Below are 18,741 nucleotides of genomic sequence, written 5' to 3' on the forward strand. Positions count from 1 at the left end.
AAGCCCCAAATTTTAAATTTGGGGCTTTTTTTATTTTAGAAGAAAATCTAATTATTTCTTTTTAGGAATTTCTTTTACAGTTTCTGGTACAATTACTTTTTTCTTGTATAAAGGTATAAAGTAAGAAACAGTATAATTGAATCCTACTCCAAAATTTCCGTCATAAGTTCTGTTAAAACCAGGAATGTAAAGATTGTCAAAACCGCTTGGTTTGTTGTTCATAACCAAAAGTTTTAGCTGAACTCCAAAACCAACGAATACATTGTTGAACACTTTTGCTTTTATTCCTAATGCGACTTCCAGCCATCCAGCTGTTAAACCGTTGTATTTTTCGCCGGAAACAATCGCAGGTTGTTCTCCCCAATACGGATTAGCGTTGTAGATTTTGTAACTATTTAATTGTTGACTAAAACTACTAAAACCACCACGTAAACCTATTGTAATAAGGTTTTCCATGTCAAGCCAGTTTTGATACGTATTGTAGTCAAAACCTCCTTTTATGTAAGTTCCCGTTGCTGTTGAGTTTAATCTGTCATCATCAGTGGTTTTATCTTCAAAACCAAGTTCAGCTGCAAGATAATATTTTTTCGTCAAGCGAAAATCTCCCACAAATTCAACACCTTTATAATCTTTGTCATAAAAACCGCGGGTTAATTTATATAAATCAACACCAACGCGCAAACCATAACGATCTGTTTTTGGAATACTATCGGTTTTAGTTTCCTGAATCGCAGGTTTAGCTGGTTTCGCAGGTTCTGTTTTTGATTTTAGTTTTGGCTTTTCCTGAACAATTTCTTTGGTTGCTGTAGCAGGTACTTCTTGTGCCTGAACCAAAAACATTGAAAACAAAAGGCAAAAACTAAAAGTATATTTTAATGTGTGTCTCATTTTCAGATTCAATGTTATATTGTTCTACATTAATTACTCTCATCCAGGCTCCGTCTGTTCCCGGATCTAGTAGAAAAGGTTGTGATGGAGGTGCCGTAACAAAAGGATTTAATGTAAAAAGAGTTTTAAAACCACATGCTCTCGATACATATACATCTTTGTGAGTATAGTCAAATTTTATTATATCTGTATTAGTCAAAGTAGGATCTGTACTTGCAGCATTATAAATAAAACTATAAGTAGTAGAATTTTCATTTGTCTGTAACGGAATCGAAATTGAAGTACCATTTGCATAATACTTCGTATCTGTTGTGCTAGTTGGATTAAACACAATTCCGGTAGGCAAATCTTTTCCTTCTTTATCTTTTCCAACTACTTTTAAATTAACTACTTTTCTAGCTAAATTTGCATCGGCATTATCAAAAAATGATATTACCAATCGGGGAGTAGTGGGTGTATTAGGATCACAAATATCATCTTTCTCACAGCTTGATAAGCCAAAAGTAAAGAGTAATAGAAAAGCGACTATTTTTTTCATTTATAGTTTTTTGTTATCTAAGTTCTAAAAGTACAACATTTTCAACGTGATGCGTTTGCGGAAACATATCAACCGGTCTCACACGTGTTACCTTGTATTTCTCATCCATTAAAGCTAAATCACGTGCTTGTGTTGCAGAATTACAACTTACATAAACTACTTTTTTAGGAGCAATTTTCAAGATTTGATCAATAACGTCTTTATGCATTCCGTCTCTTGGTGGATCTGTAATAATAACGTCGGGTTTTCCGTGTTGAGCGATAAAAGCTTCGTTAAAAACGACTTTCATGTCTCCTACAAAAAACTCACAATTCGTTATATTATTGCGTTCAGCATTTGCTTTAGCATCCAGAATTGCTTCAGGAACACTTTCTACACCAATTACTTTTTTTGCTTTTTTAGAAACAAATTGCGCGATAGTTCCGGTTCCTGTATATAAATCGTAAACAGTTTCTTCTCCGGTTAATCCCGCATAATCACGTGTTATTTTGTATAATTCGTATGCTTGATCAGAGTTGGTTTGGTAAAAAGATTTAGCATTGATGCTGAATTTTAAACCTTCCATTTCTTCCAGAATATAATCTCTGCCTTTATATAGTTTGATATCCTGATCGTAGATTGTATCGTTTTGTTTTGCATTTACAACATATTGTAATGAAGTAATTTGCGGAAATTTCTCGTAAATATGATCTAAAACCAACTCGCGGTTCTTTTTATCATTTTCGAAAAACTGAATCAAAACCATAATTTCGCCAGTTGAAGCTGTACGAATCATCAAAGTTCTCAATAATCCAGAATGTTCTCTAGGATTAAAGAAAGCTAAATTATGCTCGTTTGCAAAAGCTCTGATTTCATTTCTGATTGCATTTGAAGGATCTTCTTGTAAATGACATTTGTTGATGTCCAGAATTTTATCCCACATTTTAGGAATGTGAAATCCTAACGCATTTCTGTTTCCTAAATCTTCTGTGCTTTCAATTTCTTTTTCGGTTAACCAACGGCTGTTAGAAAACGAAAACTCCATTTTGTTTCTATAGAAAAATTGTTTTTCCGAACCTAAAATAGTTTCAAATTCAGGAAGTTCTACCTTTCCTATACGTTGCAAATGGTTTTTTACTTCATTTTGTTTGTAATACAACTGTTGGCTGTATTTCATATTTTGCCATTTACATCCTCCACAAACTCCAAAATGATCGCATATTGGTTCAATACGATGTTCTGAAAATTCGTGAAATTTTACGGCTTTGCCTTCATAATAGGCTTTTCTTTTTTTGAAAGTTTGTACGTCAACTACATCACCCGGAACAACATTCGGAATAAAGATTACTTTACCGTCAGGAGCCTTAGCTACTGATACTCCTTTTGCTCCAGCATCAAGAACTTGAATTTGATGAAAGACAACTTTGTCTGTATTTTTTCTTCCCATAGCGCAAAAATAAGGGTTTGTAAACTTTTATAAATTTAAATTTCAAAATATTTTATCAAATTCTTCAAATTACTAGTTTTATCAAGTTTAAAAACTAACTTTGTTTACAGCAATAACCCCAAATGCTACATTGTTAACTTATAGTATTGTTATTATTTTTATGAAGTTGTATCATAATCTTTCACAAATTGGCTTTCTTAAGAAAAGTTATGTGTTTAAATTCCTATTTGTTGCTTTTATAGGTATACATATTCCCTTGATTGGCATTTTGTTTTTTGTGACTTTTTCAAACCATACTATTTCTCCAATTTCTATTTTAATTTTTGCTTTGATAATGACTTTATTGGCGACTTTAGTGACGCTTTTAGTTTTAAATCAGTTAATTAAACCAATTGTTTTAGCTTCAAAATCTTTAGACGATTATAGAAATAACAGACAATTATCTGTCTTACCAACAGAATATTCAGATGAAGCCGGATTGTTGATGTGTAATATTCAGGAATCAATCTATGAATCAGAAAGTTTTATAAACGAAAAACAAGATTTGATTTATATGCTTTCTCATGATTTGAAGAACTTTGCCGGAAATCCGCAAGGTTTGGCGCAATTAATTTTGAGCGAAGAACCATCAGATTCTATTAAACATCTGGCAGAATTAATTTGTGAGTCGACAAATTTGCAATTCCGATACATCGAAAATTTTATAAAACTTCTAAAAGAACAAGATCAGATCGTCAAAGTAAATCATGATCCAAAGAATATTGTATTCCCTAATATTTTGCCTTTTATAAACGAACAGCTTGAGCAACGTTTATTGGATAAAAATATTAAATTAAGTTTAAGCTTAGAATTAGTCGAAGCAAAACTTAAAATCGACGAAGGTTTATTGGTTCAGGTTTTAGTGAATTTAATAAGCAACGCTATTAAGTTCTCTTATTTTGACAGCGAGATTAAAGTTCGAATGTTTATCCAAAATTCAAATTTGATTATCACAGTTGCCGATAAAGGAATTGGTTTCGATAAAACTCAGATTGATGAATTGTTCAAGAAATTCACGAAAATGAGCCGTTTAGGAACTGCAAATGAATTGTCTACCGGAATTGGATTGTATTTATGTAAGAAAATTATCGAAAGAAACAAAGGTAAATTAAGCGCTACAAGCGAAGGAAAAAATAAAGGCGCCGAATTTAAAATCGAGTTCGAAGTATAGTTTTTTTTAAGGTTCTGAGATACTAAGGTTCTAAGGTTCTGAGGTATTTTTCAATCAGACTTAAAACTTAGTAACTTAGTATCTCAGAACCTCAGTATCTTAGAACTACCATAGATGATGTACAGAAGGTTTTATATATTCTTCGTAAATAGCATTCATGGCTGCGATTTTCTCAGGAGTTAATTTTGGTAAATCATAAAGAGATAAATTCGATAAAACGTGACTTTCTTTTGAAGCACCTGGAATAATACAACTGATATCTTGAAAACTCAAAATCCACTGAAGCGCAATTGGAGCAAGATTTGTTGTTTCCGGAAATAATGCTTTTAGTTTTTCTACCGCTTTTAAACCTAATTCATAATCGATACCAGAAAAAGTTTCGCCTTTATCAAAAGCGTCACCATTTCTATTGAAATTTCGGTGATCTTGAGCGTCAAAAGTAGTTTTCGCATCAAATTTACCTGTTAAAAGTCCACTTGCTAAAGGAACTCTCGCAATGATTCCGATATCTTTCTTTCTGGCTTCAGAGAAAAATAATTGAGAAGGACGCTGACGGAATAAATTGAAAATAATCTGAACCGTTGTTACATTCGAATATTCAATTGCTTTTAAAGCTTCTTCAACTTTCTCAACACTAACACCAAGATTCTGGATTTTACCTTGTTCTTTTAATCGGTCGAAAAGTTCGAAAATCTCAGGACGATAAAAAACTTCAGTAGGAGGACAGTGCAACTGAATCAAATCGAGCGTTTCTAATTTCATTCGTTTTAAACTGTCTTCAATAAATTTCTGAAGTACTTTTGGCTGATAACCTTCACTAACATGCGGGTTAATATGTCGGCCGCATTTTGTAGCAACATAAATACGTTCAGATCGCGAACGAACAACTCTTCCAACAGCAGTTTCGCTTAATCCATTTTCGTAAACATCGGCAGTATCGATAAAATTGACGCCATTGTCAATTGCCGTATTCAAAAGTTCGTCTGCGGTTTTATTGTCAAACGCAGATCCCCATTTTCCGCCAACTTGCCAAGTGCCAAGTGATATTTCAGATATATTGAAGTTTGTTTTTCCTAGTTTTCTATAGAGCATTTTTTTCTTTTAAAGGTTTAAAAAAGGTTCAGAGGTGCAAAGGTGCAAAGGTTTTTCTCGTAGAGGCGCACAGCAGTGCGTCTTTTTTAGAGTTACAAAAGTCTTTGTACCTCTGAACCTCTGAACCTTTGTCCCTTCCTCTAGTCAAATAAATCCGAAGATAAATAACGATCACCGCGATCGCAGATAACGGCAACGATAACACCGGATTCTAATTGTTCGGCAATTTTAAGGGCTACGGCTACTGAACCACCGCTGCTCATTCCGGCAAAAACACCTTCTTCGAGTGCTAATCTTTTAGTCATCTCTCTGGCATCATCTTCGCTTACGTCTATCACGGTATCAACTTTTGAAGCATCAAAAATTTTAGGTAAATATTCCTGTGGCCATTTGCGGATTCCCGGGATTTGAGATCCGTCACTTGGTTGCGCGCCAACAATTTGAATTGCAGGATTTTTTTCTTTTAAATAAGTCGAAGTTCCAATGATTGTTCCTGTCGTTCCCATTGCCGAAACAAAGTGTGTAACCGTTCCGTCAGTGTCATTCCAGATTTCAGGACCAGTGGTTTTATAATGTGCTTTCCAGTTGTCATCATTTGCAAACTGATTTAGCATGATATAACCGCCTTCTGCAACCTTTTTGTCGGCATAATCCCTCGAACCAATAATTCCTTCGCTAGCAGGCGTTAAAATTACTGTAGCGCCATAAGCACGCATTGTTTGAGTACGCTCTTTTGTAGAATCTTCCGGCAGAACCAATTCTATTTCTATTTGAAACAATTGAGCAATCATTGCCAGAGCAATTCCCGTGTTGCCACTTGTAGCTTCAATTAGTTTATCTCCTTTTTTGATATCGCCTCTTTCAAGTGCCGAAGCGATCATGTTATATGCAGCTCTGTCTTTTACACTTCCGCCAGGATTATTTCCTTCAAGCTTCAGTAAAAGTTTTACGTTTTTATTTTTAACCAAATTGACAGTTTCCATCAATGGAGTATTTCCAATTAGGTTAAGCAATTTCTGTGGACCCATTTTTATTTCTTTTCTTTTATTTTAACTTCAGTTGTAGTAGTATTCAGAACGATAGAATCTTCGGGAATTGATTTGGTAATCCAAGCGTTTCCTCCAACAATGCTGTTTTTACCAATTATGGTTTCGCCGCCCAAAATCGTTGCATTGGCATAAATGCAAACATTCGCTTCTACCGTTGGATGTCTTTTGGCATTTTTCATTTCTTTGCTTACGCTTAATGCGCCCAAAGTTACACCCTGATAAATTTTGACATGTTTTTTAATTACGCTCGTTTCGCCAATAACGATTCCGGTTGCGTGATCAATAAAAAATGGTGAAGCAATTTTGGCGCCTGCATGAATATCCGTTCCGGTAATTCTATGCGCATATTCGCTCATTAATCTCGAGAATAATAGTAAATCCAGATTATAAAGTTCGTGGCTTAATCTGTAAATTGCAATGGCGTAAAAACCTGGATATGCCAAATAAACTTCGTCGATACTGTTTGATGCAGGATCATTTTCCAGAATATAAGCGGCATCTTCATTTAGTTTTTCTAAGACAATTGGTAATTTTTCCAGAAAGCGATCCCAAATCGATTCGCATAAGTTTTCCGGTTTTTTGCAAGCGAGAACAGCAATCTCTTTAAAACGAATTTCGAGTTCGTCGATGCTTTCATCTAAAGCTGCATTCGAATCAAAAAGAGTATAGAAAAGTTTCTCTGTAAAATCTTCTGTTTTGGTTTTGATCCCGTAATTTATGTTTGAATGGCTTTTTAGAGCTTTTATATTTTGTATGATACTGTCTTTAGTCACAATTGTAAAATTGAGTGGATAATTTAAAACGTTAAAAGTAAGGTGTTTTTTGTAAATAAGGGCACGAATTAACTAAAGAAATTTTGCATAGTAAATTCAATTTGTGATAAAAAAAAGAATAATAAAAGCGATTATTTTATATGATTCTTAAGAAGTTAAATGCGTAAATTAGCCAGTAAAATTTATATAAATGAAAAATAATTCAACTTTTAAGAGCGCTATTTCTAATCTTGAATTTCCGGAAAGTGAGAAAATTTATGGAAAATCGATACATGATCCCATTTTAGGATTAATTATCAAAGATCATCCTTCTTTTTGCGACGATGATTGTATTGGAGTTAAGGAATTAAATGAATATCGTCAGCAATATGTTTCGGGTTATTTGTCTACCGAAATCGGAGCACTTTCGGATCTTGAAAAAAGTGTGATTGCCTCTTTAAAAGAAGATAAATCAATTGTGAGTATTGTAGAAGACGAACAAGAAACGAGAAGTTTTGGTCAAAAGATAGCAGATAAAGTAGCAGATTTTGGCGGAAGCTGGACTTTTATTATTTCGTTTTTACTTTTTATAATTGTTTGGATTGGTGCCAATGTTTATATTTTAGTCAATAAAGGTTTTGATCCATATCCGTTTATTTTACTGAATTTAATTTTGTCTTGTATTGCAGCTTTGCAAGCGCCGGTAATTATGATGAGTCAAAATCGTCAGGAAGAAAAAGACAGGAACAGAGCCAAAAAAGATTATATGATTAACTTGAAATCTGAACTGGAAATTAGAATGATTCATGATAAAATTGATCACATGATTATGCATCAGCAACAAGAATTAATCGAAATTCAGAAAGTGCAAATCGAAATGATGAATGATATTCTGAATCAAATCAAGAAATAAAAAGACTAAAATAATCGTTGGGTATCATTCGTAAAAAAAAATGTTTAACACATAGAAAGATAGATTTTATTTTAAAAAGAATACAAAAAATTGAAACGCCTACTTTTTTAGTTTGCAAAATCTATGTTTCTATGTGTTGAAAAAATTAACACAACGATTCAGAAAAAGTTAAAGATAGAAGTGTTTGTAGTAATATCCGCCAAGCATAAAAACGAGATTTACGAGTGCCATATTCCAAACCAATTTTTTGTAATTTCTTGATTTGTCTAAAAAATATAAAGCCACAAAAGCAAAAAATAATAGCGTAGTAAAGACAGCCGGATACATCTTGAAAGCAGCCAAAAATTCACCTTGAAAAAGTAAGAGTAATGCGCGCTGAAAACCACATCCTAAACACTCGAAACCAAAGAGTGTTTTGAATAAGCAAGGGATCATATATTTTTCTAAGTGCAAGTCGATTATTTTTTACAATTTTACAAAAAAAATATTTGATAACATTTCAAAAGGAGCGAACTGCTATTTTAAAGTTTTATACTTTTGAACTCTTATACTTTAAAAAATGAAAGCGATTAAAATTATAATAATGATTCTTGCTATTTCGGTTGCATTATACGAGCAAGTTTCACCCGAAAAAAATATCTATATAACGGTAATTGCAATTGTAGTTTTCATGTTTGGAATGATGCAGTTGAGCGCAAAAACACCGAGTAAAAATCAAGAAAAAGAAGAGAACGATGTTGACTAAAGGAGATAAGGTTTCGGTTCTGGACGAAGCTATAAACGGAACGGTGATTTCGGTAAAAAACAATGAGGTTTTGATAGAAACTGAGGATGGATTTACGATGACATTTTTTGTCAATGAATTGCTTAAAATTCAGGATTCCAGTAATTTAATGAATTCTATTAAAAGGATTAATTTAGAAGAGATTACAAAAGAGAAAACAGAGCCAAAAGCAAGGAGTTTTGTGAAAGAAAAGAAAGATAAACGCGAAATTGCAGCTCCGGAGTTTGATTTGCACATCGAAAAATTGGTTCCAAATAAACGCGGGATGTCAAATTATGATATTCTGACTTTACAGACTGAAACCGCCAAAAGACACATTGAATTTGCAATTAGAAATCGCATTCCTAAAATTGTATTTATTCACGGTGTTGGCGAAGGAATTTTGAAAGCCGAACTTGATTTTTTATTAGGCCGTTACGACGGAATAGATTTTCAGGATGCCAATTATCAAAAATATGGTTTAGGTGCAACCGAAGTTTATTTTAGACAAAACAACAAATAAAACTGCTTTTTTTATCTAAAGCATTTCATTTTAAAACATAAAAAAACGTCTGTTTTTCTTTCTGATTTTATATATAAATCAGCTTAGAAAAACAGACGTTTTTTGTAAGAATTAAATAGGTGTTTAAATTCCTTTTTTTATACCTAGTTTGTCGATTTAGTTACAGTTCCTAAGACAAAATTATTACCTAATTTAAAGCTGCTGTTTCCTTTTACAAGTGTAACATTTCTTAGTGTAATAGTATGCATAACGATATTGTTTGTTATTTGTGTAGCAACTTCAACTGTACCATTAGTACCATTCCAGGTTTCTTTTACTGCAGGGTTTGATGGAACTGGAACATTGCAGAAATAAGCATCAGTTAAAGCAACACCGGTAAGCGCACGATAAACGACATTGTTTTGTGTTGATGTAATATCTCGTATTCTAGGTTTGTCTGCGGGAGTTGCTTCGTTTACAAACAAAGTCGGATCAAAGTGTTCCAGCATAACATAGAATGCTGCGTTATAGTTGTAGACCTGATTGAATGTTGTACATTCTTTAGCTTCTTCAGGTTTGGCAAAAGTTAAATTTAGTGGATTTTGTGTAATTTTAAAATCACCAAAAACATATTTTTCTTCTACTTGTGGTCCTGCAGGTTTAAGAAAGGTTATGTTTCTAAAGATAATATTATGGTTATAACCTGTAATTCTTGTGCTGCCATCAACTTCACTTGGAGGTGAAGTAATTTGTGTAGTCGTAATTTCTATTTTTCCCTGAGTTCCAACCCATTCTTCTATAACATTTGGTGTTTTTGGAGGGATAATTCCGCAAATATTAGAAACTCCAACTTTGCCATCATATGATCTGTAAACAACACGATTTTGACCTTCGTTGTCTATGTTGATAATTACGGGTTGACCTGCTGGTGTTGGGTCATTATCAAGACTACCTTGATCTAATTGCAGTAGCAATGCCTCTCTGTCTTTAAGTTTATAAAGTAAAGTGTTTGTTGTATCACAGTTTGTTGAGGCAACAGTATCAAAATCTATAGTGTCAACTGTTAAATTGCCGTCGTCGCAACCATTTAAAAGTAGCGCAAATAAAAGAAGGCATGCATATTTTTTCATCGTAAATTTATTTGGGTCAAAAATAGTGAAAAATTTGGCAATTGATATTTAAGATTTCACAATTGATATTTCTTAACTTTGCAATAATGAAAAAAGTATATCTCGACAACGCCTCTACAACCGCTATGCGCCCTGAAGTTATTCAGGAAATGACTAAAGTTATGACAGAAGATTTTGGAAATCCGTCTTCTACACATAGTTTTGGACGTAATGGAAAAACTGTTTTAGAACTTTCAAGAAAAAGTATTGCCAAACATTTAAATTGCTCTGCACAGGAAATTATTTTTACTTCGGGAGGAACCGAGGCGGATAACTGGATACTTCGCTCTGCGGTTGAAGATCTTAAAGTCGAGAGAATCATTACTACAAAAATTGAACATCACGCCGTATTGTACGCGACTTTGGCTTTACAATCTGACTATAATATTGAGGTTGATTATGTCAAAATTAATCCTGACGGAAGTATCGATTTAACTCATTTGTCTAATTTATTGTCTGATGAAAAAAAGACGATTGTTAGTTTGATGCATGTAAACAACGAAACCGGAACTATTTTAGATTTAGACAGAGTTGGTGTTATTTGCAAGCAATATAATGCTTTGTTTCACTCTGATACGGTGCAATCTGTTGGAAAAACAGAAATCGATCTTCAAAAGACTTCTGTAGATTTTATTGTAGCAAGTGCGCATAAATTTCATGGTCCAAAAGGAGTTGGTTTTGCTTTTGTTCGAAAAAATTCAGGTTTACAGCCTTTAATTTTTGGAGGAGAACAGGAAAAAGGGCTTCGCGCAGGAACCGAAGCTGTGCATCAAATTGCCGGAATGGCAAAAGCATTATCGCTTTCGTATGAAAATTTAGATAGCGAAAGAAAATACATTACAGACTTAAAAATGTACTTGATTGAGCAATTAGAAATTCATTTTCCTGGTTTTAGAATCAACGGAAAAAAAGACGATTTCTATAATATCATCAATATAATTCTTCCGTTTTCTTCGGATAAAACTTCTATGCTTTTGTTTAGTTTGGATATGAAAGGAATTGCGGTTTCAAGAGGAAGTGCCTGTCAATCCGGAAGTATAAAACCATCGCATGTTTTGAAAGAAATGTTATCGGAGACTGATTTAAAATTACCAAATCTCCGAATTTCATTTAGTCATTATAACACAAAAGAAGATATCGATTGGTTGATTGAGTGCCTTAAAGCTGTTTAAGAAGGTTCAAAGGTTCAGAGTTGCAAAGGTTCAAAGGTTTCTCTTGAGTTGCTAAGTTTCTAAGGAACTAAGTTGCTAAGTTTTTTTAATTCAAAAAAGACATTAACAATTAATAATCAACAATTATTTACGGATTACTTTTACTTGTGAATCATTTGTCAATTTGATAATTGTCGAAGGTTTTCCTCCAATTCTATCCTGATTTAATTTTACTACATAATCAACACCTTTTATGATTTCGGGATTAATATCTTTGAAAGCAATAGGTGTAGGCTGTCCTGAAATATTAGCCGAAGTTGAAACTAAAGGCTTTTTCATTCGCTCTAATAATTTAAAGCAAAACGGTTCTTTTACGATACGAACGGCAAGAGAATTATCTGCAGCGATAATATTTTTGGCCACATTTCTTGGTTCGTCTAAAATTAAAGTGGTTGGTTTTTCAGATAAATCTAAAATTTGCCACGCCACTTCAGGAATGTTTTTGAACACATTATACATCATTTTTTCGCCGTTCATCAATACAATCATGCTTTGAGTTTCGGCACGTTGTTTCAATTTGTATATTTTGGCAACAGCTTCTGGATTTGTGGCGTCACAGCCAATTCCCCAAACGGTATCAGTAGGATACAGAATGATTCCGCCTTCTTTAATGACTTCGTAAGCGTTGATTATTTCTTCGTTCATTTTAAAAATCTTTGATAGGTAATTATAATGCAAATATAATGCTTCTGTTTCTTTGATAAACTAAAATAGAAGTTTAAGATTTTATATTTGGTATTGTAAGAATAATTTGTGTTTTTTAGTAGTAATGAAGTTAAAAAAATGTAGTATAATCATTATATTAAGATATGCAAATAAAATTTACATAAAAATATTCCTATGTTTGTTGTTGAATTTATACGTTTAATTTTAACTTAAAACCCAAAAATGAAAAAATTATTACTTAGTATTTTAATTGCCAGTTCATTACTTTCATGTAGTAACGATGAACAAAGTGTAGTTTCTAATGAGACTGCAAACACTAATAAAAAAGAACTTTTTATTAGAAATACAGATGGAAAAATTGTTGAAGAACTTCCAACAGAAATTTATAATAAAATAATTTCTGACTTTAGAAAAAGTAATGATTTAGAAAAAATAGAGATATTAAACTCTGAATATAAGAATAATAATGGAGTAACAAAGCTTATTTCTACTGTGTCAAAAACAGCAAAGAGTAGTTTGACTGGAAAAACTGAAGCAGCAATAACGTTTCAATATAAAGCACATATTAGTTCTTATAATTATAAAGATTATCGCGGAATAGAGACTAGTAATCAAGGTGGATGGCAAATGTGGACTGATTTAGGAAAAGAAGCTGGAACTACTGGATATAGTGCCAGATTAGAGGCGTTACAGTTTACTTCTCAAGTTTATATCAATGGCTTTCAGGCAAGAGCTTACGTTCAAAATTCTGGATGGTTGCCTTATGTTGGTTTTGGAGAAACTGTAGGAACTACAGGAAGATCATTAAGAATGGAAGCTTTACAGATATTTGTTCCAAGTACTTTTGCTACTAATGTTTATTATCAAGTTTATGTTCAAAATATTGGATGGATGCCTAGTGTAAATAACGGAGAAGTTGCAGGAACAATGGGACAATCTCTTAGAATTGAAGCATTTAAAATGTATATGTTTATTGTGATTTAATCTTTACGATTTAAAAATAATAAAACTTAGTTATAAATAAAAAGGGCAATTTTCAATTGAAAATTGCCCTTTTTTAATGATTTGTATCGTTTGGAATTCTATAAATCTATTATTTTATAAGATGGAACTCCTTTAATTTTAAATTTGTGGTGATACATATAAAGGTTAATCAGTCTTTCTGAAATAAAACCAAAAATTCTGGCTTGATATGCGTCTTCCGGAATCGTAATTCTGGATTCAAGGTCAAAAAGAATAGAAAACAACCAAGTGTAATAAGCGTCAAATTTTTCTTTAGAAGAAATCATCATATTTCCAATGTGAAAAGTTGTTCCTTCGTCTAAAAATGTAACAATACTATCTTTGTATTCCGGATATTTTTCCAGAATTATCTTTTTAGTCAAATCCCAATCTTCCGGACGGTGATCATCGCAATAGTTTTTAGTCAAAGTAGTGTCTTTGAATGTATACGGTTTGCACATAATCACATCATATTCTGAAAGAACAGACGCTATTTTTTGCTCTAATTTATCAGAAGGAGTTTTGTATAATTTGGTATTTTTAAAATCTTCGGTTTTGATTTTTTTCTGTGCCGAAGGTTTAAGATTATACCAGTCATTATAAAAATTCAAGTATCTTCTATAATGGCAAATACCAACATAATCAGCATCTTTTACGTTTTTCCATATCCAATAAGCTGCTGTTAATTCACAATAATTACCGTTTTTTGCTGCAATATTATCAAGAGTATTGTCTCTCAATATAGTTGCTGTAATAGGTTCGTTTGTCCCAACCTGAATAGGTACAAGCACATCATTTGCTAATAAAGGATCTTCTTTATGGGTAACTACAAAAATTTTAGTCATTGTTTAATTCTTTTTTAGATCTTGTTAATGCCATAGCAATTACCTGATGCATGTCATAATATTTGTATTCTGATAATCTTCCTCCAAATATTACATTTTCTTCTTTTAGAGATAGTTCTTTATATTCTTCAAACAAAGCTTGGTTTTTATCATCATTTATAGGATAAAAAGCTTCGTTTGATGGATTCCATTCCTGCGGATATTCCTTTGTGATAACAGTTTTGCTTTGTTTACCAAATTCAAAATGTTTGTGCTCAATTATTCTGGTAAATTTGTAACTGGCATCATTATAATTAACGACAGCATTTCCTTGAAAATTGTCTGTATCGAGAACTTCGTTTTCAAAATGAAGCGATCTGTATTCTAAAACGCCAAGTTTGTAATCAAAATATTCATCGATTTTTCCTGAATAAACTATTTTATCCGCAATAGCGTCAAATTTAGCTCTGTCTGCAAAATAATCAGTATTTGTAACGACTTCAATTCCTTCAAGTAAACCTTCGATTAGTTTATTGTACCCGCCAATTGGAATTCCCTGATATTTATCGTTAAAATAATTATTATCGAAAGTAAATCTAACCGGAAGTCTTTTTATAATAAAAGCCGGTAATTCAGTAGCTTTTCGTCCCCACTGTTTTTCCGTATATTCTTTAATGAAATTATCGTAAATGTCTTTTCCGGCAAGACTTAAAGCTTGTTCTTCCAGATTTTGAGGATTTTCGACTCCATACATTGCAACTTGTTCCTCAATCTTTGCTTTTGCTTCCTGAGGTGTTTTTGTACCCCAAAGCTGATAAAAAGTATTCATGTTAAAAGGTAAATTGTATAATTTTCCTTTTGATAATGATAATGGAGAATTGACGTAATTATTAAATTCAACAAATTGATTTACATAATCCCACAATCCTTTATCGTTGGTATGAAATATATGTGCACCATATTTATGAACATTAATTCCTTCAATATTTTCACAATATACATTTCCGCCGGTATGCTCTCTTTTGTCAATAACCAGACATTTTTTTCCTGCTTTTGTTGCTTCATGGGCGAACACACTTCCAAAGAGTCCTGACCCAATTATTAAATAATCATATTGCTTTTTCATGACGTAAAAATAGATATTAATTAGTAAATTGCAACAAATTTTATAAAAGCATCAATGACAGGAAAAATACAAGTTGGTTATCTGGTTTCGTACGATTATGAATTGCTAAAGAATGCATTACCAACGACATACAAAGATGCAGACACGATTTTCTTAGCTATTGATAAAAACAGAAACACCTGGAATGGAGGGACTTTCACTATTGAAAATTCTTTTTTTGAATGGCTTGAAGCTTTTGATGTTGACAAAAAAGTAGTCATTTATGAAGATGATTTCTATGTTCCTGAACTAACAACAATGCAATGTGAAATTAGAGAGCGCAAGATGCTTTCTGAAAAAATGGGTATTGGAAATTGGTTAATCCAAATAGATTGTGACGAGTACTTTATTGATTTTAAGAAGTTTGTTTCGGATTTAAGAAAGTACGATTCTTATTTAGAGAATCCTCTGAAAAAATCAATTCAAATTGCTGCATTTTGGATTATTTTATACAAATATACTCCAGAAGGAATTTTATATGTTGACAAACCAACAAAAGCAATCTTCGCTACAAATAATCCTCAATATGTTGTTGGCCGCCGAATAAAAGGACAGGTTATTTATACCAATAATATTGTTTTGCACGAATCATTGTCACGAACAGAAGAAGAATTACGTTTTAAATTCGAAAACTGGGGACATAATACTGATACCAATAAAGATTTCTTGAATAAGTGGATTGCTGTAAATGAAAATAACTATAAAGAATATAGCGATTTCTATTATATCGAACCGGAAAGATGGAAAAAGCTGGATTATTTTCCAACAAAAGATATTAAGACAATTAGAGATATTGTAGAAAAATCTGAAAATTTAAACATTCCAAAAACGAAATTATTCTTTAAGAATTTCGGGCAATGGTTTAAATATTTACTAAAATAAGATTGTTGTATTTTATTGCAATAATTGATTAAAATTGAAAAATTGAAAAAGAGCATAATTCTAAATACTTCTTTTATATCCGATCACAAGGAATTACTTAAAGCCATTGAAAACTTCGATTCAAGCGGAACTCTTTTTGGTAATGGCGATCGTAATCAAATTAAACTTTTTAAGATTGATGATAAAACAGTCAATATTAAGTCGTTTAAAGTTCCTCATTTAATTAATAAAATTGCTTACAAATATTTTAGAAAATCAAAAGCGAGACGCTCTTACGAGTATGCTAATGCGTTATTAAAATTTGGAATTGGAACTCCAAGTCCAATTGCTTTTTGCGAAAATTTTTCGATTGTTGGTTTAGATAAAAGTTATTATGCGAGCGAACATCTTACTTGCGATTTGACTTATAGAGAACTTGTAGAAGTTCCTGATTTTCCGGATCATGATGCTATTTTAAGGCAGTTTACGAAGTTTACTTTTGATTTGCACGAAAAAGGAGTGGAGTTTTTGGATCATTCACCTGGAAATACTTTGATTAAAAAAGTAAGTGAAAATAAATACGAATTTTTCCTTGTTGATTTAAACCGAATGAATTTTCATGATTCGATGAGTTTTGAGCAGCGTATGAATAATTTTAGCCGTTTAACGCCTCAAAAAGGAATGATTGCAACAATGAGCAATGAATACGCAAAGTTTTATAAAGATAAAACTGAAGCTGAAATTTTCGAAAAAATGTGGCAGGCAACTTCTGATTTTCAAGAAGGATTTGCAAAAAAGAAAAGACTTAAAAAGAAACTTAAATTCTGGAAAAAATCTTAGCTTTTTGCTCTGATTTTTTTAAGTTCCTGAAAACGTACCGCAACACTCAAGGCGTTTAAATAACAAATTATAACGCCTCTTTTGCCATCCAGAAAACCAAAACGAACTAAATATTGATTTAGAAATTGATATACTGGACGAACATAAAAATGGAAGTAATTAGGACTCGTTTTTTTTAATACTTCTTCCTGCGCTTTTAATTGTCCGTAGAAAATCATTTTTTGCTTATAATCTTCATAATTTGAGTATGAATGATGAATAAGCTTGTTTTTTAGCTTTCCGGTTTTTCCGTTTACGATTAATTTTTCGTGAACGATTTTTTTGATATTATAACTGGCATTTTCTCTTTTAAAAAGACGAATTATTTTATCTGTTTGCCATCCGCTAAAGCGTAATTTTTTGTTTTCGAACATGAAATTACGACGCATGAAATAAGCAGAATCACTATTTTTTTTATTGATTACAAGGCTAATTTCTTCCTGAAGTTCCGGTGTTAGTCTTTCGTCAGCATCCATAAAAAGTATCCATGAATTTGACGCCAGACTTAAAGCATAATTGCGTTGAGAAGCAAAATTATCAAAAGAACGTTGAACCGTTTTTACGTTCGGGAAAGAAGTTGCTATTTCAAAAGTTTTGTCTGTGCTGAAAGAATCTACAACGATAATTTCATCGGCGAAAGCCAAATGATCGAGAACAGTTTTTATATTTTGTTCTTCATTATAGGTAATTACCAATGCCGTTAAAAGTTGTTTTTCTTGTAAAATCATTCTGCAGAAGAGCTAAGATTTTGCTTTAAAAACAATTCGATTTTATCCTTAAAAAATTCAGGTTTAAATTCCTGATATAAAGACAAAGATTCTTTCTTAAGCATTTTTTCTGTTTTTTGTTCGAACAAATCAGAACGATAATCATTTAGATGTACAGAAAGATGCTGAATTCCATCTTCAAAAGTAGCCCAGATTTTCTTTTCGATCCAAGGAGAAAAAATAATAAAAGAGGGTTTGTTCAATGCTTTTGCCATATTTATAGCGCCGCCATCGTTACCAATAATAAGATCACATTGATTTACTAAACCAATAAACGAACGCAAATCTCCTCCTAATAAATCAAAGTAAATTTTTTCCTGAGTCGAAGGTTTACAAGCATCAAATACAGTTTTTGCTTCTTGAATTTGTTTTGGAAAGTAATTGAAAAGAATATTTACATCAGCATTATCAGCGATATAGTCAACCACTTTTGCCATGAATTCTAAAGGATATGTTTTTAATTTTTCACTTCCTAAAAGGCTTATCATAACCGTTTTTCGGTCTTTTCGAACATTATGCTTTTCAAAAAGCGCAATCGCTTCCTGATTTTCTTTTTCAGAAACAAATAATTTAGGAATTGGATCTGTTTTTATCTTTAAATCCAAAGGTTCTAATAATGAAAGTCGTCTTTCAATAGCAAGACCTAAATTGGTTTTTGGGAAAGGCTCAAACGGAACATTATCTGTATATAAAAAGTTTCTTCCCGGTTTTTTATACGAGATTTTTTGTTTGGCATTACTTAATAAAACCAAAATCCAGCTTTCGAGTTTAGAATAAGCGTCAATTAATAAATCGTACTTTTCTTTTCGAATCTGTAATCCAAGATTTAATAATTCCTTTTTGCTTTTTCTGTGTTTTTCTTCAAATAATATAATATTGTCGATACTTGAATTGCCTTCAAGAACAGCAGTTGTCGAGGCATAAACTAAATAATCTATTTGAGCATCTGGATAAGCAGTACGCAAATTATTGCATATTATACTGCTAATCAAAACGTCGCCAATCATTTTTTGTTGAATTACAAGTATCTTCATATAGAAAACAGAATCATTTTGTTTGATTAC

At 32.2% G+C, this 18,741-nt stretch carries 21 protein-coding genes; 8 read left to right on the forward strand and 13 right to left on the reverse strand.

Going from position 1 to position 18,741, the window contains the following annotated elements:
* Window positions 1-51 precede the first annotated feature (51 nt).
* Genes WN975_RS02030 through rlmD form a run of 3 tightly spaced genes read right to left on the reverse strand, consistent with a single transcriptional unit; the run spans window position 52 to window position 2,852 of the window.
* Window positions 52-888: a DUF6048 family protein gene (locus WN975_RS02030; RefSeq protein WP_337964981.1), complete on the reverse strand. Its 837-nt coding sequence runs from the start codon at window positions 886-888 to the stop codon at window positions 52-54.
* Complete coding sequence (locus WN975_RS02035; protein ID WP_337964982.1) at window positions 860-1,426, reverse strand: DUF6452 family protein; 567 nt, start codon at window positions 1,424-1,426, stop codon at window positions 860-862. Before WN975_RS02035 ends, WN975_RS02030 begins: the two co-directional genes overlap by 29 nt.
* A gap of 13 nt (window positions 1,427-1,439) precedes the next feature.
* Window positions 1,440-2,852 carry a 23S rRNA (uracil(1939)-C(5))-methyltransferase RlmD gene (rlmD, locus tag WN975_RS02040; RefSeq protein ID WP_337964983.1) on the reverse strand — a complete coding sequence of 471 codons (1,413 nt, stop codon included), beginning with the start codon at window positions 2,850-2,852 and terminating at the stop codon, window positions 1,440-1,442.
* Window positions 2,853-2,952: 100 nt separating this feature from the next.
* Here rlmD and WN975_RS02045 point away from each other — a divergent pair, with 100 nt between their 5' ends.
* Window positions 2,953-4,062: a HAMP domain-containing sensor histidine kinase gene (locus WN975_RS02045; protein ID WP_337964984.1), complete on the forward strand. Its 1,110-nt coding sequence runs from the start codon at window positions 2,953-2,955 to the stop codon at window positions 4,060-4,062.
* 105 nt (window positions 4,063-4,167) lie between these two features.
* On the opposite strand, the gene WN975_RS02050 is transcribed toward WN975_RS02045, so the two are convergent.
* The 3 genes from WN975_RS02050 to epsC all read right to left on the reverse strand — a co-directional run bounded on the left by WN975_RS02050 (window position 4,168) and on the right by epsC (window position 6,976).
* Window positions 4,168-5,154 carry an aldo/keto reductase gene (locus WN975_RS02050; RefSeq protein WP_337964985.1) on the reverse strand — a complete coding sequence of 329 codons (987 nt, stop codon included), beginning with the start codon at window positions 5,152-5,154 and terminating at the stop codon, window positions 4,168-4,170.
* Window positions 5,155-5,294: 140 nt separating this feature from the next.
* Entirely contained in the window at window positions 5,295-6,182 is an 888-nt protein-coding gene (cysM, locus tag WN975_RS02055) for a cysteine synthase CysM (RefSeq protein ID WP_337964986.1), read from the reverse strand.
* A gap of 2 nt (window positions 6,183-6,184) precedes the next feature.
* Window positions 6,185-6,976 carry a serine O-acetyltransferase EpsC gene (epsC, locus tag WN975_RS02060; RefSeq protein ID WP_337964987.1) on the reverse strand — a complete coding sequence of 264 codons (792 nt, stop codon included), beginning with the start codon at window positions 6,974-6,976 and terminating at the stop codon, window positions 6,185-6,187.
* Window positions 6,977-7,166: 190 nt separating this feature from the next.
* Between epsC and WN975_RS02065 the strand changes: the two genes are divergently transcribed.
* Window positions 7,167-7,868, forward strand: a complete 702-nt coding sequence (locus WN975_RS02065) for a DUF1003 domain-containing protein (protein ID WP_337964988.1) — start codon at window positions 7,167-7,169, stop codon at window positions 7,866-7,868.
* 168 nt (window positions 7,869-8,036) lie between these two features.
* Here the strand turns inward: WN975_RS02065 and WN975_RS02070 are convergent, their stop codons facing one another.
* Window positions 8,037-8,303 (reverse strand): DUF2752 domain-containing protein, encoded by a 267-nt coding sequence (locus WN975_RS02070; RefSeq protein WP_338140827.1) that lies wholly within the window; start codon window positions 8,301-8,303, stop codon window positions 8,037-8,039.
* A 124-nt stretch (window positions 8,304-8,427) separates the two neighbouring features.
* On the opposite strand from WN975_RS02070, the gene WN975_RS02075 reads away from it, so the two are divergent.
* Both WN975_RS02075 and WN975_RS02080 read left to right on the forward strand, forming a co-directional pair.
* Complete coding sequence (locus tag WN975_RS02075; protein WP_337964990.1) at window positions 8,428-8,613, forward strand: hypothetical protein; 186 nt, start codon at window positions 8,428-8,430, stop codon at window positions 8,611-8,613.
* The gene (locus WN975_RS02080) at window positions 8,603-9,154 is read left to right on the forward strand and encodes a DNA mismatch repair protein MutS (RefSeq protein WP_337964991.1); all 552 of its coding nucleotides are present in this window, start codon (window positions 8,603-8,605) and stop codon (window positions 9,152-9,154) included. The genes WN975_RS02075 and WN975_RS02080 overlap by 11 nt, the downstream gene beginning before the upstream one ends.
* Before the next feature lie 143 nt (window positions 9,155-9,297).
* On the opposite strand, the gene WN975_RS02085 is transcribed toward WN975_RS02080, so the two are convergent.
* On the reverse strand, window positions 9,298-10,263 hold the full coding sequence (locus tag WN975_RS02085) for a hypothetical protein (protein WP_337964992.1): 966 nt from the start codon (window positions 10,261-10,263) through the stop codon (window positions 9,298-9,300).
* A gap of 86 nt (window positions 10,264-10,349) precedes the next feature.
* Here WN975_RS02085 and WN975_RS02090 point away from each other — a divergent pair, with 86 nt between their 5' ends.
* Entirely contained in the window at window positions 10,350-11,474 is a 1,125-nt protein-coding gene (locus WN975_RS02090) for a cysteine desulfurase family protein (protein ID WP_337964993.1), read from the forward strand.
* Window positions 11,475-11,597: 123 nt separating this feature from the next.
* Here WN975_RS02090 and WN975_RS02095 read toward each other — a convergent pair whose 3' ends face one another.
* A complete protein-coding gene (locus WN975_RS02095; protein WP_337964994.1) occupies window positions 11,598-12,158 on the reverse strand; it encodes an L-threonylcarbamoyladenylate synthase in 561 nt (186 codons plus the stop codon).
* 243 nt (window positions 12,159-12,401) lie between these two features.
* Between WN975_RS02095 and WN975_RS02100 the strand changes: the two genes are divergently transcribed.
* Entirely contained in the window at window positions 12,402-13,163 is a 762-nt protein-coding gene (locus WN975_RS02100; protein WP_337964995.1) for a hypothetical protein, read from the forward strand.
* A 98-nt stretch (window positions 13,164-13,261) separates the two neighbouring features.
* On the opposite strand, the gene WN975_RS02105 is transcribed toward WN975_RS02100, so the two are convergent.
* On the reverse strand, window positions 13,262-14,026 hold the full coding sequence (locus tag WN975_RS02105) for a DUF4422 domain-containing protein (protein WP_337964996.1): 765 nt from the start codon (window positions 14,024-14,026) through the stop codon (window positions 13,262-13,264).
* Window positions 14,019-15,131 (reverse strand): UDP-galactopyranose mutase, encoded by a 1,113-nt coding sequence (gene glf / locus WN975_RS02110; RefSeq protein ID WP_337964997.1) that lies wholly within the window; start codon window positions 15,129-15,131, stop codon window positions 14,019-14,021. The genes WN975_RS02105 and glf overlap by 8 nt, the downstream gene beginning before the upstream one ends.
* Window positions 15,132-15,185: 54 nt before the next feature.
* Between glf and WN975_RS02115 the strand changes: the two genes are divergently transcribed.
* Window positions 15,186-16,052, forward strand: a complete 867-nt coding sequence (locus WN975_RS02115; RefSeq protein ID WP_337964998.1) for a hypothetical protein — start codon at window positions 15,186-15,188, stop codon at window positions 16,050-16,052.
* 42 nt (window positions 16,053-16,094) lie between these two features.
* The gene (locus tag WN975_RS02120) at window positions 16,095-16,871 is read left to right on the forward strand and encodes a Kdo domain containing protein (protein WP_337964999.1); all 777 of its coding nucleotides are present in this window, start codon (window positions 16,095-16,097) and stop codon (window positions 16,869-16,871) included.
* Here the strand turns inward: WN975_RS02120 and WN975_RS02125 are convergent.
* Together WN975_RS02125 and WN975_RS02130 are read right to left on the reverse strand one after the other, a co-directional pair.
* Entirely contained in the window at window positions 16,868-17,638 is a 771-nt protein-coding gene (locus tag WN975_RS02125; protein ID WP_337965000.1) for a glycosyltransferase family 2 protein, read from the reverse strand. The genes WN975_RS02120 and WN975_RS02125 overlap by 4 nt on opposite strands.
* Window positions 17,635-18,711: a glycosyltransferase family 9 protein gene (locus WN975_RS02130; protein ID WP_337965001.1), complete on the reverse strand. Its 1,077-nt coding sequence runs from the start codon at window positions 18,709-18,711 to the stop codon at window positions 17,635-17,637. The genes WN975_RS02125 and WN975_RS02130 overlap by 4 nt, the downstream gene beginning before the upstream one ends.
* Window positions 18,712-18,741: the final 30 nt, after the last annotated feature.

Source organism: uncultured Flavobacterium sp., assembly GCF_951805225.1.
Taxonomy (GTDB): domain Bacteria; phylum Bacteroidota; class Bacteroidia; order Flavobacteriales; family Flavobacteriaceae; genus Flavobacterium.

What these genes read in the sequence shown, in the direction of transcription:
- WN975_RS02100 (WP_337964995.1), top strand. Translation starts at nt 12,402, where the DNA reads ATGAAAAAATTATTACTTAGTATTTTAATTGCCAGTTCATTACTTTCA.
- WN975_RS02095 (WP_337964994.1), bottom strand. Translation starts at nt 12,158, where the DNA reads ATGAACGAAGAAATAATCAACGCTTACGAAGTCATTAAAGAAGGCGGA.
- WN975_RS02030 (WP_337964981.1), bottom strand. Translation starts at nt 888, where the DNA reads ATGAGACACACATTAAAATATACTTTTAGTTTTTGCCTTTTGTTTTCA.
- WN975_RS02090 (WP_337964993.1), top strand. Translation starts at nt 10,350, where the DNA reads ATGAAAAAAGTATATCTCGACAACGCCTCTACAACCGCTATGCGCCCT.
- cysM (WP_337964986.1), bottom strand. Translation starts at nt 6,182, where the DNA reads ATGGGTCCACAGAAATTGCTTAACCTAATTGGAAATACTCCATTGATG.
- WN975_RS02065 (WP_337964988.1), top strand. Translation starts at nt 7,167, where the DNA reads ATGAAAAATAATTCAACTTTTAAGAGCGCTATTTCTAATCTTGAATTT.
- WN975_RS02115 (WP_337964998.1), top strand. Translation starts at nt 15,186, where the DNA reads ATGACAGGAAAAATACAAGTTGGTTATCTGGTTTCGTACGATTATGAA.
- WN975_RS02085 (WP_337964992.1), bottom strand. Translation starts at nt 10,263, where the DNA reads ATGAAAAAATATGCATGCCTTCTTTTATTTGCGCTACTTTTAAATGGT.
- WN975_RS02080 (WP_337964991.1), top strand. Translation starts at nt 8,603, where the DNA reads ATGTTGACTAAAGGAGATAAGGTTTCGGTTCTGGACGAAGCTATAAAC.
- WN975_RS02130 (WP_337965001.1), bottom strand. Translation starts at nt 18,711, where the DNA reads ATGAAGATACTTGTAATTCAACAAAAAATGATTGGCGACGTTTTGATT.
- WN975_RS02070 (WP_338140827.1), bottom strand. Translation starts at nt 8,303, where the DNA reads ATGATCCCTTGCTTATTCAAAACACTCTTTGGTTTCGAGTGTTTAGGA.
- glf (WP_337964997.1), bottom strand. Translation starts at nt 15,131, where the DNA reads ATGAAAAAGCAATATGATTATTTAATAATTGGGTCAGGACTCTTTGGA.
- rlmD (WP_337964983.1), bottom strand. Translation starts at nt 2,852, where the DNA reads ATGGGAAGAAAAAATACAGACAAAGTTGTCTTTCATCAAATTCAAGTT.
- WN975_RS02075 (WP_337964990.1), top strand. Translation starts at nt 8,428, where the DNA reads ATGAAAGCGATTAAAATTATAATAATGATTCTTGCTATTTCGGTTGCA.
- WN975_RS02035 (WP_337964982.1), bottom strand. Translation starts at nt 1,426, where the DNA reads ATGAAAAAAATAGTCGCTTTTCTATTACTCTTTACTTTTGGCTTATCA.
- WN975_RS02105 (WP_337964996.1), bottom strand. Translation starts at nt 14,026, where the DNA reads ATGACTAAAATTTTTGTAGTTACCCATAAAGAAGATCCTTTATTAGCA.
- WN975_RS02125 (WP_337965000.1), bottom strand. Translation starts at nt 17,638, where the DNA reads ATGATTTTACAAGAAAAACAACTTTTAACGGCATTGGTAATTACCTAT.
- WN975_RS02050 (WP_337964985.1), bottom strand. Translation starts at nt 5,154, where the DNA reads ATGCTCTATAGAAAACTAGGAAAAACAAACTTCAATATATCTGAAATA.